Consider the following 19,802-nt stretch of genomic DNA (forward strand, 5'->3'; position numbering starts at 1 on the left):
TTAAAGAAGATAGCCAATTGGACATGGCGAGGTCCAAAAATGGCCTAACATAGTGGCTCGAAGAGCCCAAATCTCTTAACCTTTGGTCAAAATTTAAAAGGGAATTTCAAAATGGGTTCGGAATTTTTTAATTCCGAACCCATTTTGTCTACAAACTGAGCACAGCCCCATTTAGGGTTGTGCTTTTTTATTTAAGAACGATGAACCCATACTAGGTCCTCATAAAAGGGCGTTTTTTTGGTAACGTCAAAGTAGGTGTACAAGCATTTCCTAATTAGCACCATAACATATTAGGAGGTGATTAAATTGACAGTTAAATTAGAAACTTTATTGGATCGTTCGGAAAAGAATATGGGCAGCGGAATTCATCCAGTCGTAAAAGAATCAGCATTGGAAATGGTTAGACGGGCATACCAAGAAGGTATTTTCGTCCAAATCAGCGCAGGTTATCGGTCTATGGAAGAGCAAGCAAAGCTATATGGTCAAGGTCGCCTAGGTTATATCTACGATGGTAAAAACTATAGTGATTTATCGAAACCGAGAGTGACAAACGCGATGCCAGGTCAATCTTACCATAACTATGGACTAGCCATTGATTATTTCATAGTCAGCGATGATGGAAAGAATGCCATATGGACAGTTGATTCAAAATGGAAACGGGTAGCGGCTATTGGTAAATCCTTGGGCTTTGCATGGGGCGGGGATTGGTCAAGATTTAAAGATTATCCGCACTTGGATATGACGGGCGGACTGACTTATTCTCAGTTAAAAGCGGGAGCAAAGCCTAGACTGATATCAAAAGTGAATGGAACCACTCCACCAGCAACACAAGTCGAATCGGAAGTCATTGTAAAAGATACGCCTGCAAAGGACAGCGGCAATCAGACTATCAAGTCCATTCAAAGGACATTAAATAGCCGGTATCATGCAAAAATAGATGTTGATGGTTATTATGGTCCTAATACTAAAAAAGCACTGATAAAGGGTTTTCAAACCGAATTGAATAAACAATATGGTGCAAAGATTAATGTTGATGGAATATGGGGACCCCAAACAAAAGCGGCTTCACCGAATGTTAGGGAAGGGTCGAAAGGGAATATCACCTATATCCTTCAAGCTGCACTTTATTTGGAAGGGCATAATAAACATGGCATAGATGGTATTTTTGGAAGCGGAACGGAAATAGCGGTGAAGGCATTTCAAAGGGCCAATGGATTATCTGCAGACGGGATCGCCGGTGAAAATACCTTCGCAAAATTATTTGGATGAAATATATGAAATGTAATAGAATATAATGCTTAAATGCAATTAGTTAGCAAAAGCCCTAAAAATGAGGGCTTTTTTTGTATGAATGAAAAATGATTTTTAAAATAGCAGTTTTTTTTAAAGTACATATCCCAATCGTTTAAAATCGAAGCTGATGATAGATATTAAGGTGAGGAAACGAAAGTAGCTGTGAAAACTTATCGGAAACGAAAAAGGTTAGTTGCTGACGGACACCTCTAAAAAAACCTTTACGTATCCTTTAATATCTCAAATTAAATAGTCATGACGTTTCCCAACCATTTCTGCAACTTCACGACTATCTACCAGTAATTGTTCATATTGATTTACAACCTTTAATTCATTTACCTTTTTTCGGAAATCCGAAGGCTTCAACTTTACATCTACTCAGGTTTTCTTATGCCGTCTTTGTAGTGAGCTAAAAATGATGTATAATGAAAGCGTTTTTAACACTTTGAAAGTGGGTATAGACAGCATGGAAATCATTTCTAACATCTTGCATAAACCGGAAACAAATAATGAAATACACTTTATAGGAAATACCGAAGATGAGATTTCGTTTGTGAATAGTAAAATCAAATTTTGGGGTAAAGGAAATCGGTTAATTATTGAACGCGGAGCAGGATTTAAAAATGCAACGCTAAATTTTAATGGCAACAACTCGCTCATAATCATTGGGAAATCAAAACGCGATGCAACAATGAGCGTCAGTGTTTGGAATGATAATACATTTTTCCTTGGTCGCAACTATTCATTTAATGGTTTAGCGAGATTTATTCTCTCTGAGCAAAAGAATCTATTCATCGGTGATGATAATATGTTTTCAAGTGGTGTAGTCGTTCGTTTGGCAGATCCACATTTGATCTACGATGTAACAACTCAAAAACGGATAAATCCAACAAAGAGTGTGTACTTAGGTGACCACATTTGGATTGGGCAGGACGTCATGATTCTAAAAGGAGCAGAAGTAGGTACAGGTTCAATTTTAGGGGCAAAGTCACTCGTGGCAAAATCTATCCCATCAAATGTAGCAGCTGCAGGAAGTCCTGCACGTGTGGTGCGGAAAAATGTTTTTTGGGCACGCCCATCTGTACATGCATATACTGAAAAAGAAACAGTTGAATCACAAAATTTCCCAGATGGGCGCTTTGTCTATACGCCAAAAGGCTCGACAGCGAAACATTTTGCGAAAATTGAAGAACAGCTTAATACCGTAACTTCTGTAGAGGAGAAGACTGACATATTAACGCCTTATCTTGATGTAACAAGCAAGAATCGTTTCTTTCTTCCTGTGCCTCCAGAGAAAAAGAAAACATTTTTCGATCGAATCTTCGCAAATGAGGCAAGAAGTAAATGAATGAATTTATCTCAAAAAATATATCAAAACTCTGAGTTGCTTTCGTTATTTTTTTTATAAACAGAGCGACTTTCTTTTAAAACCACAGAGAATTATTTGTATAAAAATTTTTGGACATTGATACACTTAAATCACTACAGACAACACTACCAATATGGAAAACCCGAAAGGCTCTTATCGTACCAAAAATAAATCCAGTTTGGACATCTATTACATTTTTCTTCAAAGGAAACATGGTTATTTGAGTTATCAAAGTGAAGATATTTTAAAAGTTGTCCTTTCACAAATATGAATTGTAATATTTATCGAGTATTTATGCTCATTTTTGTTCACTTAAAATTGACTGAAATATAATAGTGTTTTTAATTTTCCATCATATTTCTCCAATAAAGTTAAAGCAGGACATAACTTTATTGGAGGAAAAAATGAAAAAATTATGGAAAAAGCCCATTTTGCCTATCGCCACTATTAGTCTAGCATCTGTGATGATTGTAAATGCCATTCCAGAAACTCCAGTTCAAGCAGAATTGAATGCTCAATTACAAGTGAAGAGTTATGTGCTTCCGTTAGGAACACCTAATTTGAATGAGCAAAGAACTTCCATGAATCCAGCACCAGGAGTGACGTATACCAGAATCCACCGTGGTGAAGCATCTTCTAGTGACTATTTCACAGTGGATGTGGCATTTGTAAAAACAAAGAAGCAGGCAAAGATATTGTTGGGAAATTTAAAGAGAGAGGGTTTCAAAAATGCTCGTATCATAAGAGAACCGGATCGGGCCATGGATGATGGGGAAAAAGGTACACTTGGATACATTGTCCGCATCGGCCAATATCAGCTGGAAGCGGATGCAGCCGAAATGAGAAACAAGTTATCCCAAAAGGGATATTCGGGTTTACGGACTGTTTATACGGGTGAAGACGGAGAGAAAACAACAGGACCATGGGTAGTAAATGTCCTTGAAGTGGATCAGGATCGATTTCAAGGGCATGTGGAGCCTGAATTGGCAAATGATGCAGTGACAGGGAAAGAAACATTGACCCAAATCGCTGACAGAAATGATGCCATTGCAGGAGTTAATGCCGGATACTTTGTTGTAGGAGAGAAGGATGGAACACCAGGCGATCTTGCCGGTATATTCGCCAGCAAGGGTCAACTTGTCAGTGAAGCGATAAATGGCCGTTCAGCTCTGATTTTATCTTCTGTTGAAGAGAAGGCAAACATTGCGTCTGTTTCCACGTCAATTCAGGCTACGTCATCTGATGGTGCGGTCAGGGAAGTGGATGGATTAAATCGGAAACCAGGATTAATCCGCAATTGTGGCGGTGTTGGAGGAGATACGACAACAGAACGGGCGAAACATGATTTTACTTGTAAGGATGAAAGTGAGCTTATCCAATATACGTCCGTATTTGGAGGAAAGACAGAATCGGGTGACGGTGTGGAAGTGGTTGTAAATCATGCCGGAGAAGTGGCGGAAATTCGTAACCAACGTGGAGGAGCCATTCCGGGCAGTGGTTCTGTTCTTGCGGGAACGGGGGAGGCGGCAGAGTGGCTTCGTGACCATGCCCGACAAGGGATGAAGATTCAGGTGAAGAGTGAAATCATCGGGGATGGAAAGCAATTAAAATTAGACCAAACCACCAGTATGATTAATGGAGGTCCTCGTTTATTGGAAAAAGGAGAAATTTCCATCAATGCTGTAGAGGAAGGCTTTCACTGGGAAGAAGATCCTGGGTTTTATTATCGTTTTGGGGAGCGCCGTAATCCTAGAACGCTTGCAGGAATCAAAGAGAATGGCAATCTATTATTTGTCACCATCGATGGACGCGCACCCGGATGGAGTGTGGGAGCTAATTTTGAAGAAAGTGCAAAAGTCATGAAGTCATTAGGAGCTGTCGATGCCATCAATCTAGACGGCGGCGGATCGACGACCATGACAGTTGGGGATGACCGAGTCACAAGACCCTCTGATGCAGCAGGTGAACGTCCGATTGCCGACGGAATAATGTTAGTAGAATAGGTGGGCAGATTAACGACTTCATTTAGCAAATAAACTTAAACTCTCTTCAGATAGGTTTCTGAAGAGAGTTTTTTGTTGTGATATTTTGAAATTAGTTAATATAAGGATTTTGAAATACTTTCAGCAGTTTTTAACAATAAAGAGATATGTTGTTCCATCGATTCTTTATTCCAGCGAAAGACAGGCCCGGAAATGGAAATAGCTCCAATGATTTTTCCTTTCGCACCGAATATAGGTGCTGATATTGCAGCTACATTCTTCGTGATTTCTTCCTCATTAATTGAGTAACGGGTATTTACTATAATTTCTAATTGTTGTAGTATTTTTCTTTCTTCCTTTGGAAGGTGGTTAAATACTTGTGCCTGTAACCCTTCGCTAAGAAAATACCCACCCGCTTGAGCCGAGATGTAGCGGAATCCTATTCACTTGGATTCGGTTTAGCTACCCTAGCTATTGCCTATGTGGTATCAGCATTAATTCCTGCTCTGTTTATTCGGGGAAAAGGATAAAATTCTATCAGTATTAGAAGTTATACAAAATGGTATTGTGGAAGAAAATGATGAAACTAAGTTAAACTTAGATTATGCTAAAGAAAATGGTCTCTCGACTTCAGAAATTAATAATCTCTAACAGGAACTTTTTGGAATTTCTTCGGGTGATTTAAATGAAATTGAAAGCGCAACAGAATTATTAGAGAAGGAAATACTTGAACAAGACGATTTTATTCAAATAGACGAACTAACAGCGCCAGCTATAGGTAGACATTCTGCACCGCCTTCAGGATTCGAAAAGGCTTTAAAACTGGTATTTGGAGCTGTTGTCGGGATAATGTTGCTACTTTAATTGTTCAAGACTTGTATAAATTAGGAGCTTATTCTGCTTGCCACAAATGGGGTAAAAAGAAACCTAAAGTTAAAAATTCGTGTAAAGCACTAGGATACTGGTAAAATAACCGAAACTAAGGGGGAAACACAATGATTGACATACCTGACTTTTCGAGAATAAAAATGCTGAAATTATCAATACATTCTTTGCTTTTATGCATTTTATTAAGCTTAGTTAGTTTAATTATTAACGATGTTTTTTCACTTTTCGTTGATCAAAGAATTAATTTAAATCTACTTTTTATTCCAATAATCATGGTTTTTTGGATATGTATATCAATTAAAAAACCAACATACCAAAAATAATTTCTAGTTAGGAGTCTGGGCACAATACTCAGGCTTCTTTTATTTGCCCTAAATAAGAGAGTGATTCCATTGAATCAATTCATGCATGACAGGATTTATGTCTGAAGGAGATCTCATTTAATATTAGTGGTTATGGTTAAGTCTATATATGTGTGGTATTTATTGTGGATGGGATTATTAAAAGGTTGTAGGACTAATTCATTTCTTCTGGGCATCAGATTTCAAATTTTTTACATTTTTGAAGAGGGGAATGTCAAAGGTAAAGTTAACAATTGAAGAATATATTTGCTTAATACAAATGGAACTTTTATATATGACAACAAATATAACCATAAATAATTAAGCTAGTATGTCAGCAGGAGGATTATATGCTGAAGCAAATTACTTCAACAAGGATACAAACTTGCCAGTAAACCAACGTGTTCATACCCTCAAGGTTGTCATATTAAATAAAGTGTCTAACTTTTTTTGCGCCGATAGTGGAAGTTCCTTATTAACTAGTTACAAAACTCACTTATAATCTGGTTCTTCATTTCTTCAATCGGAAAACCTTGTTGGTAGGTGGATATCATCAACATAATACCTTGTAGCACAGATGAAAAATATAACGATCGTTTCCTTGGTTCCTTTTCACCCATATTTTCAAATATTGTACATTGAAACTCAAATTGTCTAGCATTTTCTTCAATAATGCGATGACTGTATTTTATCAACTCTTCATCAGACTCTGGCTGAGTTTGCAGGTGCAGATAAAACCGATGGACTTCAGGTTTTTTGTGGATATTATCAATGGCACCATTTACTAAATGTTCAAGCTGTTCACGAGGTGTATTTAAGGTGAACGCTTCTTCCATGACTTCAACCACTTCCCTGATTCTGGCCTCGACCATTTCAGAAAGCAGTTCTTCTTTTCCTTTGTAATAATTATAGAGTAACCCTTTCGAAATACCCGCCTTCTTTGCTATATCGCTTATAGAAGTAGCGTAATATCCTTGTTTTATAAATAACTCCATGGCAGCAGCGCGAATTTTTTCTTTGGAAGCTTGGCGAATGCGGTCATTTTCTTCGGGTGTACGTGGCATTTTAACTTCAATCCTCCATAAAAGCAGTGAATTCTTGATATAAAACTTCAGAATGGGTTAGGGGCAGCATATGATCGGCATCCTCTATTTCGATGAAACGGATGTTTGGAACCTTACGGAAACAATCGGCAACCCGAAAATTGTCTGCCAAGTCCTTTTTACCGATAAAAAATAAAGTTTCGGGGTTCAATTCTCCTAATCGTTCCATTGCTGGCGGCTGAGGCCATTTCATGCAGAAATCAGCGGGCCACTTGAGCATGCGACCGAAATGATGCCTGAGCATTTGAACAGTGAGATCTTTATGCGGACTATCGATAACAACTTGATATGTTGGTGAATGAAGGGCAAGCTCTAACATCTTATCTATATTGGGGGCACTTTCCAATATCTTATTATGATATTGTTCAAACTCCTTTGAATAGGGAAAACCAGTTAAAGAAGGAGCAATTAACACAAGTTTCGATACTCTTTCAGGGTAATTAAGAGCGAAATCAGTTGCAATCTGCCCGCCCATGGAATGGCCAATAAAGGTTGCCTGATGAAGTTCCAGGTAATTCATTAGTGCCAGTACTTCGTCTACATAGTTTACATGTTTTATAGGGGATGGTGATTTACCGGCACCACGGCCATCAAAAGCAATAACTTTGTAATGCTTAGATAAAAGAGATGCTAAAAATGTCCATTGCCTCAAATCAGTCCCACCACCATGAATAAGAACAACAGGACGACCATTGCCAGTAATCTCGAAATGTAAATCCAATGCAACCCCTCCCTTTTTCACTGAATTTTCAGTTTTATTTTATTATTGAATGAATGTTTAGTCAATAGAAAATGTAATTTAATTCCTAATGATCTTAGATACTATTTCCATTCCGAATAATGGCGCTAACCAATAGACAAAGTACAAATATAGCATCTGTCAAATGCATCGTTAATGACAATGGACATTCTAAAAAAAAGAAGCCCAAAAATCCAAAAACCAAAAAAATGGTGTACCATATGGGGGATCAAACAAAGCGAGCTTTGTTAATGAGCATACGTACAATAAACACAAATATAATTTTGAAATAAAATCATCAGCTAAGGCTACTTAATATGGAAAAGATGTTGATAATTGAATTTATCGCACATGTAAGGCCTCTAAAAAAACCAACAATATACCAATTGGAAATTGAAGAGGATAATATCTATGCTATTAATGGTGGTTCTGATGGTATCACCCCTGAATTAAGCAAAGGAAGACAAGAGCTTGAAAGAAGAAAAGCAACTGTTCAAGTTGAATTGTTGGGTATATATAACTTTATTAAGCAATATCACCTTGAAGAAGATCAACCAATTGAATGGGTAATGGAAAAAGCCAATGAACAATTTGGACTAGCTATTAAAGAAATAGAAGCAATATACCTTAAGGTAGATAGTATTTTATTTGGAAAACCATTAGTATAACTTTATAAAAAAAGCACTTAACCTAAATGGTCGAGTGCTTTTTGAGTCTTATTTAATACTTCTTTATTCTTATTAATGAAAACTTTATTTCTTAATATCATTTCTTTATTATTAAGCTCATCATTCAGTTCGGTAGTATTGTCCAGTTTCTCTAGAAGTGAGACTATTGATGGCATTGCTAATAATTCATGGAAAGCTATGTTTGTTTTAGTAGATAAGATTTTTAGCTCAGTAAGTTGACGAGGAGATAAAAAAGACTCAAATGGTTGCCTTTCATTTATTTCCATGATTGTACCCTCCATATGATGATGAATTATTAAATTGTAATTTGATTATAAAATAGATAAGTTCAATAAATGTATTAATCATGTAAAGATTTGATGAATTGCAGAATATAGGAGGGATTTGAGTAATCTGGTGTTTATTTGCAGGAAATCATCACCTTTTATAGAACTTTTAGTAAAGGAGATGGTAAAATGAGTTGGAATAAAGAAGATCTAAGTCAATATAATTTTGCGGATTCACCATGGTTTATCGTGTCTACTAATGGAAAAGTAGATATAGGAATCCAACAAGGTTTTGGAGATACAAAAATTGGATTACAGCCTGAGGGAATGTATAAATTGGTTCATGAATGGCTTAAAAGCAATCATGATTTAAGTTCTGATCAAAAGAATACATTAATAGAACAATTAAAATAAAAAAAACGGAAGTAATCAATATGTTAGATCCAGGAGTTGTTGGAAGCAAACAAATTGATCGAGGTACAGTTACATACTAAATAAAGAATTTGAAGGCACCTATTCATTGGGTGCTTTTTATTTTGGAGAAATAACGAGAACACTACTTAACGCATTGATTATTGTCTTAGATGCAGTGATTGGTGCGTTTGTTTGTATTTTATCAGTATATTCATTATTTGATGAAGAAAGGGAGATGAGAAAATGGAAAAGGACAAGAAAATTAACGAGTTTGAAGAGTTGTTATCGAGTGATGATAACCTGACCGACAAAGAGAGAATGTTTTGTTTACAATACCTGCGACATTTTAATGCAGCTAAAGCATATCGGGAAGCATTTGATGAAACGAAGTATGACAAGCAGGCAGCTCATATTTTGATGAAAAGTGAGAAAATAAATAGCTATATTAAGAAATTGAAGAAGGAATTATTTACAGAAACTATAATGGATAGTAAGGATGTTTTGGAGCAGTATATTAAAATTGCCTTTGCCGATATTACCGATTATGTAGATTTTGGAACGAAAGAAAAAATTGATGAGAATGGTAATACGTACAATGCAAATTATCTTAATTTTAAAGATTCTTCAACTGTAGATGGTTCAGTAATTGAATACATTGCAGGTGGTAAAGCACCAACATTAAAATTAAGCGACAGGACTAAAGCACTGGAGATATTAAGTAAGTTCACTAATTTAATTGATGGGGATACGGATAAGGAATTTAAAATCGTTTTAAAACGAGCTGGCGAGGATGACTGAATTAAAAATCAATCCACACTTTGAGGATTTCATTTACGATTGGGATCACACTAACTATCTATTAGTTGGTGGGTATGGATCGAGTAAATCATTTAATACAGCACTTAAAATCATCCTCAAATTATTAAGTGGAACTGTACGAAAAAAGAATTATTAAATTGGAGGATACTTATTACCATCACAGTGTAGTTACAGATAATAAGTTTGCAACGGAGAAATACATAGAAGCTTTACAAGAGACTAAAGAATATGATCCCGATACCTATAGGATTAAATTTGAAGGAAGATTTGGATTTAGCGGTTTACGGGTGTTTTCGCAGTTTCAAACAATGCCTCATGATGAAATAATTGAAAAGATAAGGAAAATACAAAATCCTTCACGAAAATGTGGAATGGATTTCGGATTTGCGACATCTTACAATTGTTTGGTAAAGCTTGAAATTGATAAAAACGAAAATATTCTCTACATTCATTATGAATATTATGACAAAAATAAAACTGATCCGGAGACAGCAGAGGACTTAAAAGATTTTGCATTCACAAAAGAATTGATAAAAGGTGATTCAGCAGAACCAAAGACAATTAGATACTTCAGACAACAAGGATTTAACATGAGGTCAGCAAGGAAGTATAAGGGAAGCAGACTGCAATACACCAAAAAGGTAAAAAGGTTTAAGAAAATTATTTGTAGTGATGCGTGTCCTAATGTAATTCGTGAGCTGCAATGGCTAACATTTAAAAAGGATTCAAAAGGAATAATAAAAGAAGATGAGTTCAGCACTGATCCGCATAGCCTCAGTGCTATTTGGTATGCCTTAGATGATTATGATCACATTGATTTAAAAGGTGACAAGATGAAGGAATTAACTAAAGAATCGCTCGGTATATGGTAGGAGGTGGAATATTGTTTAGGTTAGACAAAAGTCAAATTGAGGTTATTGTACCTGGAATAATTGAAACGCTTATTTATAAGCATGATACAAAACGTGAAGAAAACTTGCACAAATACTACCTGGGTGAACACAAAATACTCGATAGAAAATTTGCAGACGAGAGTAAGCCAAATAATAAAATTGCGGCAAATTTCTGTGAATATATAAGTGATCAACATGTAGGTTATTTCATGGGGAAACCTGTTGTTTATTCAAGTAAGAATAAAGAGTATATGCAGGAAATACAGGATATTTATGATGCTAACGATGCGCAGAAAATCGACTATGAAATCGCTGAACAGTGCAGTCGCTATGGTTACGGAGTGGAGATACTTTACACTAAGGAAACTAAATCAGGTAAGAAAGAACCTAGATTTAGGCCTTTACCATTGATTGAGAATAATATAATTCTTGTTTTCGATAATAGCGTAGAAGAGAATCTAATATTAGCAATTAGATATTGGGAAAATGAGGATATATTGAATGATGGTAAATCCTTACATGCTTATGTCTATTCTGAGCATACGAACGATCACTTTGTCCAAAAGGATAATGAAGAATTCCTTTTAGAAAGTGAAGAAGCTCTTGGATATGGTGAAGTGCCAGTTAATTATTATTGGAACAAGGGAAGTCAGCTAAAGTCTGATTTTGAAGGTATTATAACCTTAAATGAGAGTTACGAAGCGTTAGTGAGTGATGATGTAAATGAATCGGAATCCAGTACAGACGCGATTTTAAAAGTATGGGGAATCGATAGTATTAGAAGAAGAAATACAAGCAGGGTTCAATTATCAACTTGCTTCTATAGAAGACCTTCATGACTATGTAGCAGCTACTGGTGAGTACTTTACATACAATGTTGAAACTGCTGAGGGTGTTGCTAAATGGCACACAGAAATCAATAATTTCCCTGATGGAAATGATTATATCTGTGAATATCGGGTGATTAAAAGTTAGTGATTATTGCAGTAGTAGCATCAATAGTTGGTTTATTTGGAGCTAGTCAAGTTGATTACAAACATAGTGCTGATCCGGGCGGTGGGCCACTTTAAATGAGATAAGATTATTTTTAGAGAGTCTAAGATGGATTTTTGGACTCTCTAAACTAACATATTACTTTGTTATGAAGAAATAAACTCACTATTTAAACACAAGAAAAAAACTACTAATTGTTAGTTAGTAGTTGTGATCAAATAAAGAGTAAATAATGGCGGTTTGAGAGTTTGAATTTTTTTATAAATATTGGTCACAAAATTGGTCACAGATTCATCTGAAACCCTTGATAATAAGCATTGATTAGATGATTTATTGGTCACACTTTTTCAACTTTTATTTATTATTTTTTCAATTAGTACTTGCAAATCATCCGGCCTATGAAACTCAATCGGCGAGACACCTTTATCGAACTCTATCGTATCGGATTCTATCATCAATACATACTTCCCATTAATCTTCCCTAAATGGATGCTATCGCCAAAATCGGCTAACAGTCCTTTGATGGACGTACTCCCAAGCCTCATCCGCAGTTCGGCTTCAGGTGTATGCTCGACAATCTGGGCTGTGGCTTCGACGACTTGGTGTGTTTCAAGGCGTTCCTGGATTTCCCTTTTTTCGCTAGTTTCCCAGATTTCCAGGTCCTGTTCGAATTTCTGCAGTTCGTCACTGTTTTCTTCGAATTGTGCGGATACATGTTCATGGACCATGTGGATGACCTGGTTTTTCATGATTTCAGGCATCGATTCGCCATATTCGACGAATTTCAAGAAGTCCTCGAAGTAGCGGGCATGTGAGGCCTGGTGGATTTTCAGTTCGCCTTCTTCGACCATTCCTTCTTCGGGCATGTATGGGTGGAAGGTAGCTGAAGTATTGGTATGACTACATTTAAGGCACTTTGGATGTGTAGCGGTCACACATTTGATCACATTCCGATGATTATGTCCAATTTATCAGAGACGGACTTCTGCATATCGGGCAAGACATGACTATAAGTATTGAGTGTTGTTTCAATATCTGCATGACCTAGCCGTTCCGAGATAAGCTTCACATTTACATTTTGTTGAATCAAGATAGTAGCATGTGTATGTCTAAGGTCATGGAAGCGTATTTTTGGCAGTCCAATCTTCTCAGTTAAATTATAGAACTCTTTTCGGAAGTTTCTTGGTATCATGGGATTTCCGCTTTTTGTGCAGATAACTAGGTCAAGATCACGATAGCTTGAGCCAACTAAAAGCTTTTCCTCTAAGATTTGCTTTCTATGTGTCCTTAATTCGTCTACTAATTTACTGGGGATGTGAATGGAACGGACGCTAGCTTCATTCTTTGCTCCTGCCTTAATCTCTGCGTTTTGCGTAAGCGTCTGCCTTACAAATATTGTTTGTGACTCAAAGTCAATGTCTTTCCACCTAATTCCAAGAATTTCTCCTTGTCGCATCCCTGTAAAGATTGACATGAGAAATCCTATATAGCATCGTGTGAGCCGTTTTATCTTCTTGGCTTCGCTAATAAAGAAATTGATCTGATCTAAAGACCAAACATTTATTTCTTTTCGTTTTATCCTTGGCAGAGTAATCCCTATAGAAGGATTGTCTTTTATAAGCTTCAAGATTTTAGCTTTCTTAAGAGACGAACTGACAATTCGAAAGATAAGATGGATAGTGTGTCCTGAATAAGACGTATCGTTAACTAGATCATTAACAAACTTTTGAATTTGCATAGGAGCAATTTGCTGTAATTTAAGAAGACCAAGTCTTGGTTTTATGACATTTCTATAAAAGATGGAGTGTGTCTCAAAAGTAGATGCCTGTAGACGACTTTTTCTTTCTTGAAGCCATTCTTCCATATATTTACCGTAAGTCATGTGAGTCAAATCAAGGAACTCGTTTTCTAATATTTCTGCCTTTAACCTAATCATTTCATCATTTGCATCCTGTTTTGATGCAAATCCTCTTCTGAGAATTTGCTTCCTTTTACCAGTTAAAGGATCTTTTCCAGCATCAAACACTAAATCCCATTTGCTAGTCTGTTTATTCTTTTTAACACTACCTTTCACAGTTGAACAACCTCCTAAAAGTTGCTCTAAACATGCAAAAGGGATTCCTAACTTTATTTTAGCATGATGTTATAAATACTTGCCAGGTATTTAACTAAATGAGAAGGAAGATTAAGGCTGCTATTTTTTGTATAAGAAAGGGAATGGAACGGTAATTATCACATATTAAGCCCCTCTTCCTATGGAAGTATAGGGTAGTAGGTGAATCGACACAACTCAGTGTGGAAAACTTCCGCTACTAGACTGATATTGTTTACAATATATCTATTATATTAAAAAATTGAAATAACCATGATATTTGAACTTGTATGCTTTTATTTATACTTTTTTCTTAAATAATTTACCCTAAATGTTATAATTACAATACTAAAAGAAGTGTAGGAGAGAGGATTCTATTTATGATTAAAAATGGTATAAGCTCTGAATTATTGAATATCAAATCTTTTCTAACGGAAGATTTATATAAATTTTTGATTCCAGATTTTCAAAGGGACTTTGTATGGGGGCAAGAAGAAGTTCAACAGCTACTAGATGATTTATCAGAAGATACTAATGGTTTTACATTGACGGAGGATGATCTAGAAGGATATTTATTAGGAAATATCGTTCTAATTAAGCCGACTGACAGTGAACGATATCTTGTAGTTGATGGACAACAACGTCTTACAACAACAACATTAATATGTAAATCTTTGGAGGAAATCGTTGAAGCTAAAATAACTGTTTCACAAAATCCAAAAGAAATAAAGAAATGGCAAATGAAATTAAATGACATTGTTCAATCTTATGCAATTTTAGATAATGATGATGAAATTAAAGATTGTAAATTAATACATGACCCAGCATTAAATTTTGGTAAGGTATATAAAAATATTCTTTACAATAAAGAATACGAAGTAAAGCTAGAGTCTGATTCAAAAATAGAAGAAGTCTATACGTCAGCGAAAGATTATTTAGAAGCACTTAGTGATGAACAGCTGAAAAATTTCATTTCTTATATTAAAAGTCGTGTTTATTTTATTGTGACAGTATCAACTAGCTATAATAAAGCGTTTCAATTATTTGAGGTACTTAATGATAGAGGAAGAAGCTTAGAACCCCTCGATTTAGTTAAAAATTTATTTCTTAAGACTATATCAAAAGTTGGAAAATCCAAAGAAGATGTAGAAGAATTTAATAATGACTGGAATGAATTCATTTCTAATCTTCAAGTAAACCCTAAAAAGAAAATATCTTCTTCAACTTTCTTGAAACATTTCATAATAGGGAAGTATGCGGAAAATATAAAAAAAGATCTTGTATATGATTACTTTGAGACTAAAAAGTTAACAACAGATGAAATATTTGAGTTAGTAAAAGATCTTAAATATGTATCTAAAATCTATGCTGAATTAGAAAAAGGAAATTATAAGGTGTTTTTAGATGATCATAATATGTTTATTATTTTTAAACTCTTCAATATTAAACAATTGCATTCATTATTAATTCCCTTCTACAAAGCAGATCAGAAATTGAAAGAACAGGTATTAGATCTGGGGGTAAGACTTGGAGCTTCTGTTTTATTTACATTTACACAAATGAATTTTATTGAAAGTATCCTACCCTCAATTTTAGAGAAATACTATGAAGATCTTCAAAATGGAGAATCTGGTGAGAACGCATATAAAAAATTAGATGCTGAAGCTAAGAAAATAATATTAAGTAGATCCACTGATATTAAACAAATCCTACCATTAAGAAAGCTAGTTAATGCAAATGGAAATCTATCTAATAAGGCAGCTGTAATTTTAAAGTTTATTGAATTATATTTCCATGGCAATAGTACAGTAATAGTTCCACCAAAAAAACAGAAAATTACTGTTGAACATATTTTATCAAAAGAAATTATTTTTAATAAAGATAGTACCGATGCAGGTTTTATTTCAGAAGAGGATTTTAAAAATCATATAAATTTAATTGGAAATTTAACTTTACTATATAATAATGAAAACTCGAGTGTAGGAAATAAGAAATTTAATGATAAGATTAAATTATACAGCGATCAAGATTTTATAATTACACAAAGAGTTGCCAGAGATCTGGTTTCAACAACAAAAGGCGGTAAGAATGCAAAGTTAGCTTCCTTGGTAAATGAAAGAGAAAGTAAGTATGTACAAAATTTAAATGGACATTTTGATAAAGATTCTATTAAAGAACGCTCATCAAAAATTGGGGATTTAATATACGATTTGGTAAACCAAAATATTATTATATAAAAAGAAATAAAGACACTTTTTTGTGACCAGAAAAAGTACAGGTATAATCAACCTAAACAGTTAATAAAGTTCCCTTACAATCAGTCTTCTTTAAACTATTAAGGGAGGCGAATTTTTGTGATATCTTCTCTGCTCATGTGACCAATGGAGCCTACTCTTCAATAATAGAATCTGACTGTTTATTCTCTAATAGCAATTTCTCTTTTTCTTCTCGGCTTCTATCAATGCAACCTTCCCTTCCTTGGATGTCTGAGGAAGTGAGGTTGTTGTTGTTTAAGTTGGTTTTCCATTTCATAGAATCGATCAACATATGTTCCAGTTAATAATACTCCTTTTCACCAGTCATTTTGTTAGCAACCATATCGCAACCTTACGAGTTAAGAAGTGGCAAGGTGAAATTCTCCCTGTTATCTAGAAAATCGCCTTTAATGAAAAAATCTAACGGACTCAAATTTGAGTTCGTTAAATTTCCCTCATATTTACTCATATCAAGAAGGAAGTTTGCGTGACGTTTTTCAACCATTTCAGCTACGTCTATGTTACTTACCACTAATTGTCCTTCTTTTTCAATAACCGTTAATTTCGCTTGTAATCGTAATTTCTCCAGTGAAATAGTTCGTGTAATGTAAGGTTAATTACAATCGCAGCAATACTTTTAGCTGGATAAAACCTCGGTTGCTCCACGGAATAACACTTTCTTCATCTCCATTACCTTCTCTTTCCCCCAGTAGTTCCTTAAACTGAAGAAACCTTCGTTGATCTTCTCCATATCTGTATCATAGAACCACCAAGAGACAAACAGTTGCTTTCTGGGCCGACTACATGCTACATAAAATAATCGTCTTTCTTCCTCGGAATCTACGTTCATCCGATGCGGAAATAACTCTTCATTTACATTAGGTACAAATGCTACATCCCATTCTAAGCCCTTGCTTGAATGTGCTGTGACGATATTCTTGGACTTCTTCTTTCTTGTCATGGACCTTCGATACATGTGTAAGGAAGGTGATGATATTTGGAAATTTACTAGCCATCTCACACAATCGCTCTACTGCATCCAATTTCTCTGGAATAAAAGAGACTGAGATGGTGCTATCATTTATTTACTCGATTAGCGAGTCAGTTTAACTATGTTGCGCATAAAACGACTTCTAAGATTTATGGCTTGAAGAACATAAAGGGGTTTTGCTAAACCCTTGTAAGATAATGGGGCAAATGTTGCTGTGATATCAAAAGCATTGGGCAGCTTGCCCAATGGATATTTAAACTACAAACCGATTCATATTCTTTCTCAGATTACGAAAAACAGGGTGGTAGAAATATTTTTGTGCCTTTAGTTACATTGTGGTTGCTCTTTTTTTTGTAAAAGAAAAGGAATGGGGGCGGTATATCACATATTAAGTCCCTCTTCCTATGAAAGCATATGGTAGTAGGTCGATCCACACATACCCGTGTGGAAATTTCCGATACGAGACGGAAATAGTTATCACATTTTTTAATTCTTAGAAATATGGAATAAAAATAAGGTAATTAATTTTTAAAACTTTGTATTAAGCTCAACTTGGTATTACTAATAGTAAACGATTAAATTTGCAAAACATTTGTTTAACAATTATGAATTTTTTTAAAAAAATGAATAAAAGTTAATGATGTTGCAGATTATAAAATCAGGCAACGATATACAGCAGTTATATTCACAAAAATTAATAAAAGATGGAATTTATTCGCAATTCTCCAATCAATTAATAACAAACAAAACTATTACATTAGGAGGAGAAAGGACACCATTATTTGACTATAAAGCAGAATTGAGGCGAAAAAAAGAAAACAAGGATATTGGGACAATGGCTGATGATATCAAAGCACTATTGGGAGTGTCATTGTAAAAAAACAAGTGTAATATGGATAACTCAGATTTGGGTTATCTCCTTTTTAATATTGAGGGGATAAATAACATATAATCGCATTACAAGATATCGTAACCAAGCTAATAAAACCTGTCTTTTATTGTTTGCTACAAAAGCTATGTTGATTATGAAAAAATGTACTCAAACTAAAACAGTTTAGTTTAACATGCATAACTGATAAAATTGCTCTAAACCAGTCCAAAAAGGAGTTGTTATAATTAGAAATCATCAAACCGTTACTTATTGATGTTTTACATAATTTAAGTTTAAATGAAAGTTAATTAAAAAAGACAGCAATTGCTGTCTTTCTGCTGTACATTAAAACATTTTAATAACATCTACTATTTGAACATTACTTTTAAAGTCTTGTTCAATTTCCGTCGGTAAATCAATGTTATTTCTTGGTTCCATTACATTAACAGTGATTAAATCACCTTCTCTACTAATTTGTCCCTTAAAGCAATAATATGTACCTTCTACCAAAATAACTTGAGAGACAGTCATTTGGTTAACATGGACTTCATAAAAAAATCTTTGAATATTTATTCTTTGTTGATCTGTTAAGGTCAGATTCAATTCTTTCGGTAATGTCCCATTCTCTTGCAACGCAATAGGAGTGCTTATATATACCTCATATCCAGTAGCTTCAATATACAAGAGCGAGGAATAATTATAAACGCCGTATTCACTTTCTATTTTTACTTTTGAGTAGGGTTCACTTCCTGATAATAAAAAATGCCATGTTGTATTGTTCATTTTCAACAACTTGGGTATATCAAAATTCTTCTCTACTAGATGCTTAGCATTGAAGAGTTCCTTTATGTTTAAAATTTTGGTGCCTTCTTCTTCTGTATCACTAAGATTATTTAAAATAATTGCCAACCTAATTGAAAAGAAAATAAACAAACCTGTTACAATTATGGTTAAAAATAAAGATAAATAATGAGTAGTACCTTTTTTATTTAATATAGTAAAAAAGGTAGAAAGTCCAGATATAAACCATATCGGTACAAGTATCCATAAAACGATTATGCTTGTCTGTATAGCTTTCATGAGTACTTTCGGTGTTTTACTGAAATATTCAAAGTCCACAACATTTTGTTCGAATTCACTCGGATCTTCTCTTTTTACATTGTTTCTCATCTTCCATATTAGCTTTTTTAGTTCAGATGTATGGTTTTGATATTGATGAGATAAAAAGATTGTAAACACACCTAAAACAGAAAAAATACTAGCCGTCAGCCAGCTAGTATATTCAACGGTTTCATTAGCTAGTATTAATTGATTCTTTATGTTAATAAAAACTTCTTTCAAGCATTGTTTCAAAATAATCACCAACTAATAATTTTTCAATTGCATTCATTCTTTCAACATCTGTACTCATCATGGATGTTGTTACTTTGTTCGTGTTCGTTTGCTTATAACTACTCGTGATAACACCTTTCCCGTCTTGCATCAAAAAGGAATGAATACCAATATCCAAAGGCTTACAAAGAATGCTTAATTCGATCCTCATGTACAATATCACGTAGTCAAGTAGCAGTTCATTGCGAGTGAAGACAACCAATAGTTTTTTGTCTTTATCAATCCAAATTGCTGCTTCATCGAAATCTAGATAGTGTTGATTCGTTACGTAATAGGAAAAGGAGTAACAATCGAATCCACCAATTCGTTTTGAAAGGGTACATCGAAAGGTGATATTCTCCATTTTTATGTCTAGATCAATGTAATTTTCCATTTGAAATAGGTAAAATCCATTACTAAACTTCACAATGTA

General features: G+C 34.7%; 17 protein-coding genes and 2 pseudogenes. 10 read left to right on the plus strand and 9 right to left on the minus strand.

The genetic code is table 11. The features are described 5' to 3' along the window. The first annotated feature begins 306 nt into the window (after nt 1-306). The 3 genes from Q8G36_RS23485 to Q8G36_RS23495 all read left to right on the plus strand — a co-directional run bounded on the left by Q8G36_RS23485 (nt 307) and on the right by Q8G36_RS23495 (nt 4,665). On the plus strand, nt 307-1,269 hold the full coding sequence (locus Q8G36_RS23485; RefSeq protein WP_305162190.1) for a peptidoglycan-binding protein: 963 nt from the start codon (nt 307-309) through the stop codon (nt 1,267-1,269). A 442-nt stretch (nt 1,270-1,711) separates the two neighbouring features. Beyond that, nucleotides 1,712-2,641 carry an acyltransferase gene (locus tag Q8G36_RS23490; protein ID WP_305162191.1) on the plus strand — a complete coding sequence of 310 codons (930 nt, stop codon included), beginning with the start codon at nt 1,712-1,714 and terminating at the stop codon, nt 2,639-2,641. Nucleotides 2,642-3,066: 425 nt separating this feature from the next. Beyond that, nucleotides 3,067-4,665: a phosphodiester glycosidase family protein gene (locus Q8G36_RS23495; protein WP_305162192.1), complete on the plus strand. Its 1,599-nt coding sequence runs from the start codon at nt 3,067-3,069 to the stop codon at nt 4,663-4,665. 95 nt (nt 4,666-4,760) lie between these two features. Here Q8G36_RS23495 and Q8G36_RS29415 read toward each other — a convergent pair whose 3' ends face one another. From Q8G36_RS29415 to Q8G36_RS23505, 3 genes are all read right to left on the minus strand, one after another. Continuing rightward, on the minus strand, nt 4,761-5,087 hold the full coding sequence (locus Q8G36_RS29415; protein WP_370694107.1) for an IclR family transcriptional regulator domain-containing protein: 327 nt from the start codon (nt 5,085-5,087) through the stop codon (nt 4,761-4,763). A gap of 1,265 nt (nt 5,088-6,352) precedes the next feature. Beyond that, the gene (locus Q8G36_RS23500; RefSeq protein WP_305162193.1) at nt 6,353-6,937 is read right to left on the minus strand and encodes a TetR/AcrR family transcriptional regulator; all 585 of its coding nucleotides are present in this window, start codon (nt 6,935-6,937) and stop codon (nt 6,353-6,355) included. Nucleotides 6,938-6,944: 7 nt separating this feature from the next. Beyond that, nucleotides 6,945-7,697 (minus strand): alpha/beta fold hydrolase, encoded by a 753-nt coding sequence (locus Q8G36_RS23505; protein ID WP_305162194.1) that lies wholly within the window; start codon nt 7,695-7,697, stop codon nt 6,945-6,947. Between the two features lie 335 nt (nt 7,698-8,032). Here Q8G36_RS23505 and Q8G36_RS23510 point away from each other — a divergent pair, with 335 nt between their 5' ends. Continuing rightward, entirely contained in the window at nt 8,033-8,383 is a 351-nt protein-coding gene (locus Q8G36_RS23510; protein WP_305162195.1) for a hypothetical protein, read from the plus strand. 17 nt (nt 8,384-8,400) lie between these two features. Here the strand turns inward: Q8G36_RS23510 and Q8G36_RS23515 are convergent, their stop codons facing one another. Beyond that, nucleotides 8,401-8,670, minus strand: a complete 270-nt coding sequence (locus tag Q8G36_RS23515) for a hypothetical protein (protein WP_137016856.1) — start codon at nt 8,668-8,670, stop codon at nt 8,401-8,403. A gap of 189 nt (nt 8,671-8,859) precedes the next feature. On the opposite strand from Q8G36_RS23515, the gene Q8G36_RS23520 reads away from it, so the two are divergent. From Q8G36_RS23520 to Q8G36_RS23535, 4 genes and pseudogenes are all read left to right on the plus strand, one after another. Continuing rightward, on the plus strand, nt 8,860-9,084 hold the full coding sequence (locus tag Q8G36_RS23520) for a hypothetical protein (protein WP_251433464.1): 225 nt from the start codon (nt 8,860-8,862) through the stop codon (nt 9,082-9,084). A gap of 243 nt (nt 9,085-9,327) precedes the next feature. Continuing rightward, entirely contained in the window at nt 9,328-9,882 is a 555-nt protein-coding gene (locus Q8G36_RS23525) for a terminase small subunit (RefSeq protein ID WP_305162196.1), read from the plus strand. Then, nucleotides 9,875-10,775 (plus strand): annotated as a pseudogene (locus Q8G36_RS23530) (PBSX family phage terminase large subunit). Before Q8G36_RS23525 ends, Q8G36_RS23530 begins: the two are co-directional and overlap by 8 nt. An 11-nt stretch (nt 10,776-10,786) precedes the next feature. Then, nucleotides 10,787-11,635: a phage portal protein gene (locus Q8G36_RS23535; protein WP_305162197.1), complete on the plus strand. Its 849-nt coding sequence runs from the start codon at nt 10,787-10,789 to the stop codon at nt 11,633-11,635. Nucleotides 11,636-12,136: 501 nt separating this feature from the next. Here Q8G36_RS23535 and Q8G36_RS23540 read toward each other — a convergent pair. Together Q8G36_RS23540 and Q8G36_RS23545 are read right to left on the minus strand one after the other, a co-directional pair. After that, nucleotides 12,137-12,742 (minus strand): annotated as a pseudogene (locus Q8G36_RS23540) (DUF3898 domain-containing protein); the annotation flags it as partial. Then, entirely contained in the window at nt 12,733-13,863 is a 1,131-nt protein-coding gene (locus Q8G36_RS23545) for a site-specific integrase (RefSeq protein WP_305162199.1), read from the minus strand. The pseudogene Q8G36_RS23540 and the gene Q8G36_RS23545, both read right to left, overlap by 10 nt. Nucleotides 13,864-14,261: 398 nt before the next feature. On the opposite strand from Q8G36_RS23545, the gene Q8G36_RS23550 reads away from it, so the two are divergent. Beyond that, on the plus strand, nt 14,262-16,118 hold the full coding sequence (locus tag Q8G36_RS23550) for a DUF262 domain-containing protein (protein ID WP_305162200.1): 1,857 nt from the start codon (nt 14,262-14,264) through the stop codon (nt 16,116-16,118). Between the two features lie 655 nt (nt 16,119-16,773). Here the strand turns inward: Q8G36_RS23550 and Q8G36_RS23555 are convergent. Further along, nucleotides 16,774-17,097 carry a 3'-5' exonuclease gene (locus Q8G36_RS23555; RefSeq protein WP_305162201.1) on the minus strand — a complete coding sequence of 108 codons (324 nt, stop codon included), beginning with the start codon at nt 17,095-17,097 and terminating at the stop codon, nt 16,774-16,776. Between the two features lie 667 nt (nt 17,098-17,764). Between Q8G36_RS23555 and Q8G36_RS23560 the strand changes: the two genes are divergently transcribed. Continuing rightward, nucleotides 17,765-18,004: a hypothetical protein gene (locus Q8G36_RS23560; protein ID WP_305162202.1), complete on the plus strand. Its 240-nt coding sequence runs from the start codon at nt 17,765-17,767 to the stop codon at nt 18,002-18,004. Nucleotides 18,005-18,343: 339 nt separating this feature from the next. On the opposite strand, the gene Q8G36_RS23565 is transcribed toward Q8G36_RS23560, so the two are convergent. Continuing rightward, a complete protein-coding gene (locus Q8G36_RS23565; RefSeq protein ID WP_305162203.1) occupies nt 18,344-19,351 on the minus strand; it encodes a hypothetical protein in 1,008 nt (335 codons plus the stop codon). Continuing rightward, nucleotides 19,320-19,796: a hypothetical protein gene (locus tag Q8G36_RS23570; RefSeq protein ID WP_305162204.1), complete on the minus strand. Its 477-nt coding sequence runs from the start codon at nt 19,794-19,796 to the stop codon at nt 19,320-19,322. Before Q8G36_RS23570 ends, Q8G36_RS23565 begins: the two co-directional genes overlap by 32 nt. Nucleotides 19,797-19,802 lie beyond the last annotated feature (6 nt).

Source organism: Peribacillus frigoritolerans (genome assembly GCF_030676415.1).
GTDB lineage: Bacteria > Bacillota > Bacilli > Bacillales > DSM-1321 > Peribacillus > Peribacillus frigoritolerans_A.

Bases quoted from the DNA above. Each gene is read 5' to 3' on its own strand.
- Q8G36_RS23520 (WP_251433464.1), top strand. From the start codon at position 8,860: ATGAGTTGGAATAAAGAAGATCTAAGTCAATATAATTTTGCGGATTCA.
- Q8G36_RS23495 (WP_305162192.1), top strand. From the start codon at position 3,067: ATGAAAAAATTATGGAAAAAGCCCATTTTGCCTATCGCCACTATTAGT.
- Q8G36_RS23560 (WP_305162202.1), top strand. From the start codon at position 17,765: ATGATGTTGCAGATTATAAAATCAGGCAACGATATACAGCAGTTATAT.
- Q8G36_RS23490 (WP_305162191.1), top strand. From the start codon at position 1,712: ATGTATAATGAAAGCGTTTTTAACACTTTGAAAGTGGGTATAGACAGC.
- Q8G36_RS23525 (WP_305162196.1), top strand. From the start codon at position 9,328: ATGGAAAAGGACAAGAAAATTAACGAGTTTGAAGAGTTGTTATCGAGT.
- Q8G36_RS23550 (WP_305162200.1), top strand. From the start codon at position 14,262: ATGATTAAAAATGGTATAAGCTCTGAATTATTGAATATCAAATCTTTT.
- Q8G36_RS23510 (WP_305162195.1), top strand. From the start codon at position 8,033: ATGGAAAAGATGTTGATAATTGAATTTATCGCACATGTAAGGCCTCTA.
- Q8G36_RS23515 (WP_137016856.1), bottom strand. From the start codon at position 8,670: ATGGAAATAAATGAAAGGCAACCATTTGAGTCTTTTTTATCTCCTCGT.
- Q8G36_RS23555 (WP_305162201.1), bottom strand. From the start codon at position 17,097: ATGACAAGAAAGAAGAAGTCCAAGAATATCGTCACAGCACATTCAAGC.
- Q8G36_RS23500 (WP_305162193.1), bottom strand. From the start codon at position 6,937: ATGCCACGTACACCCGAAGAAAATGACCGCATTCGCCAAGCTTCCAAA.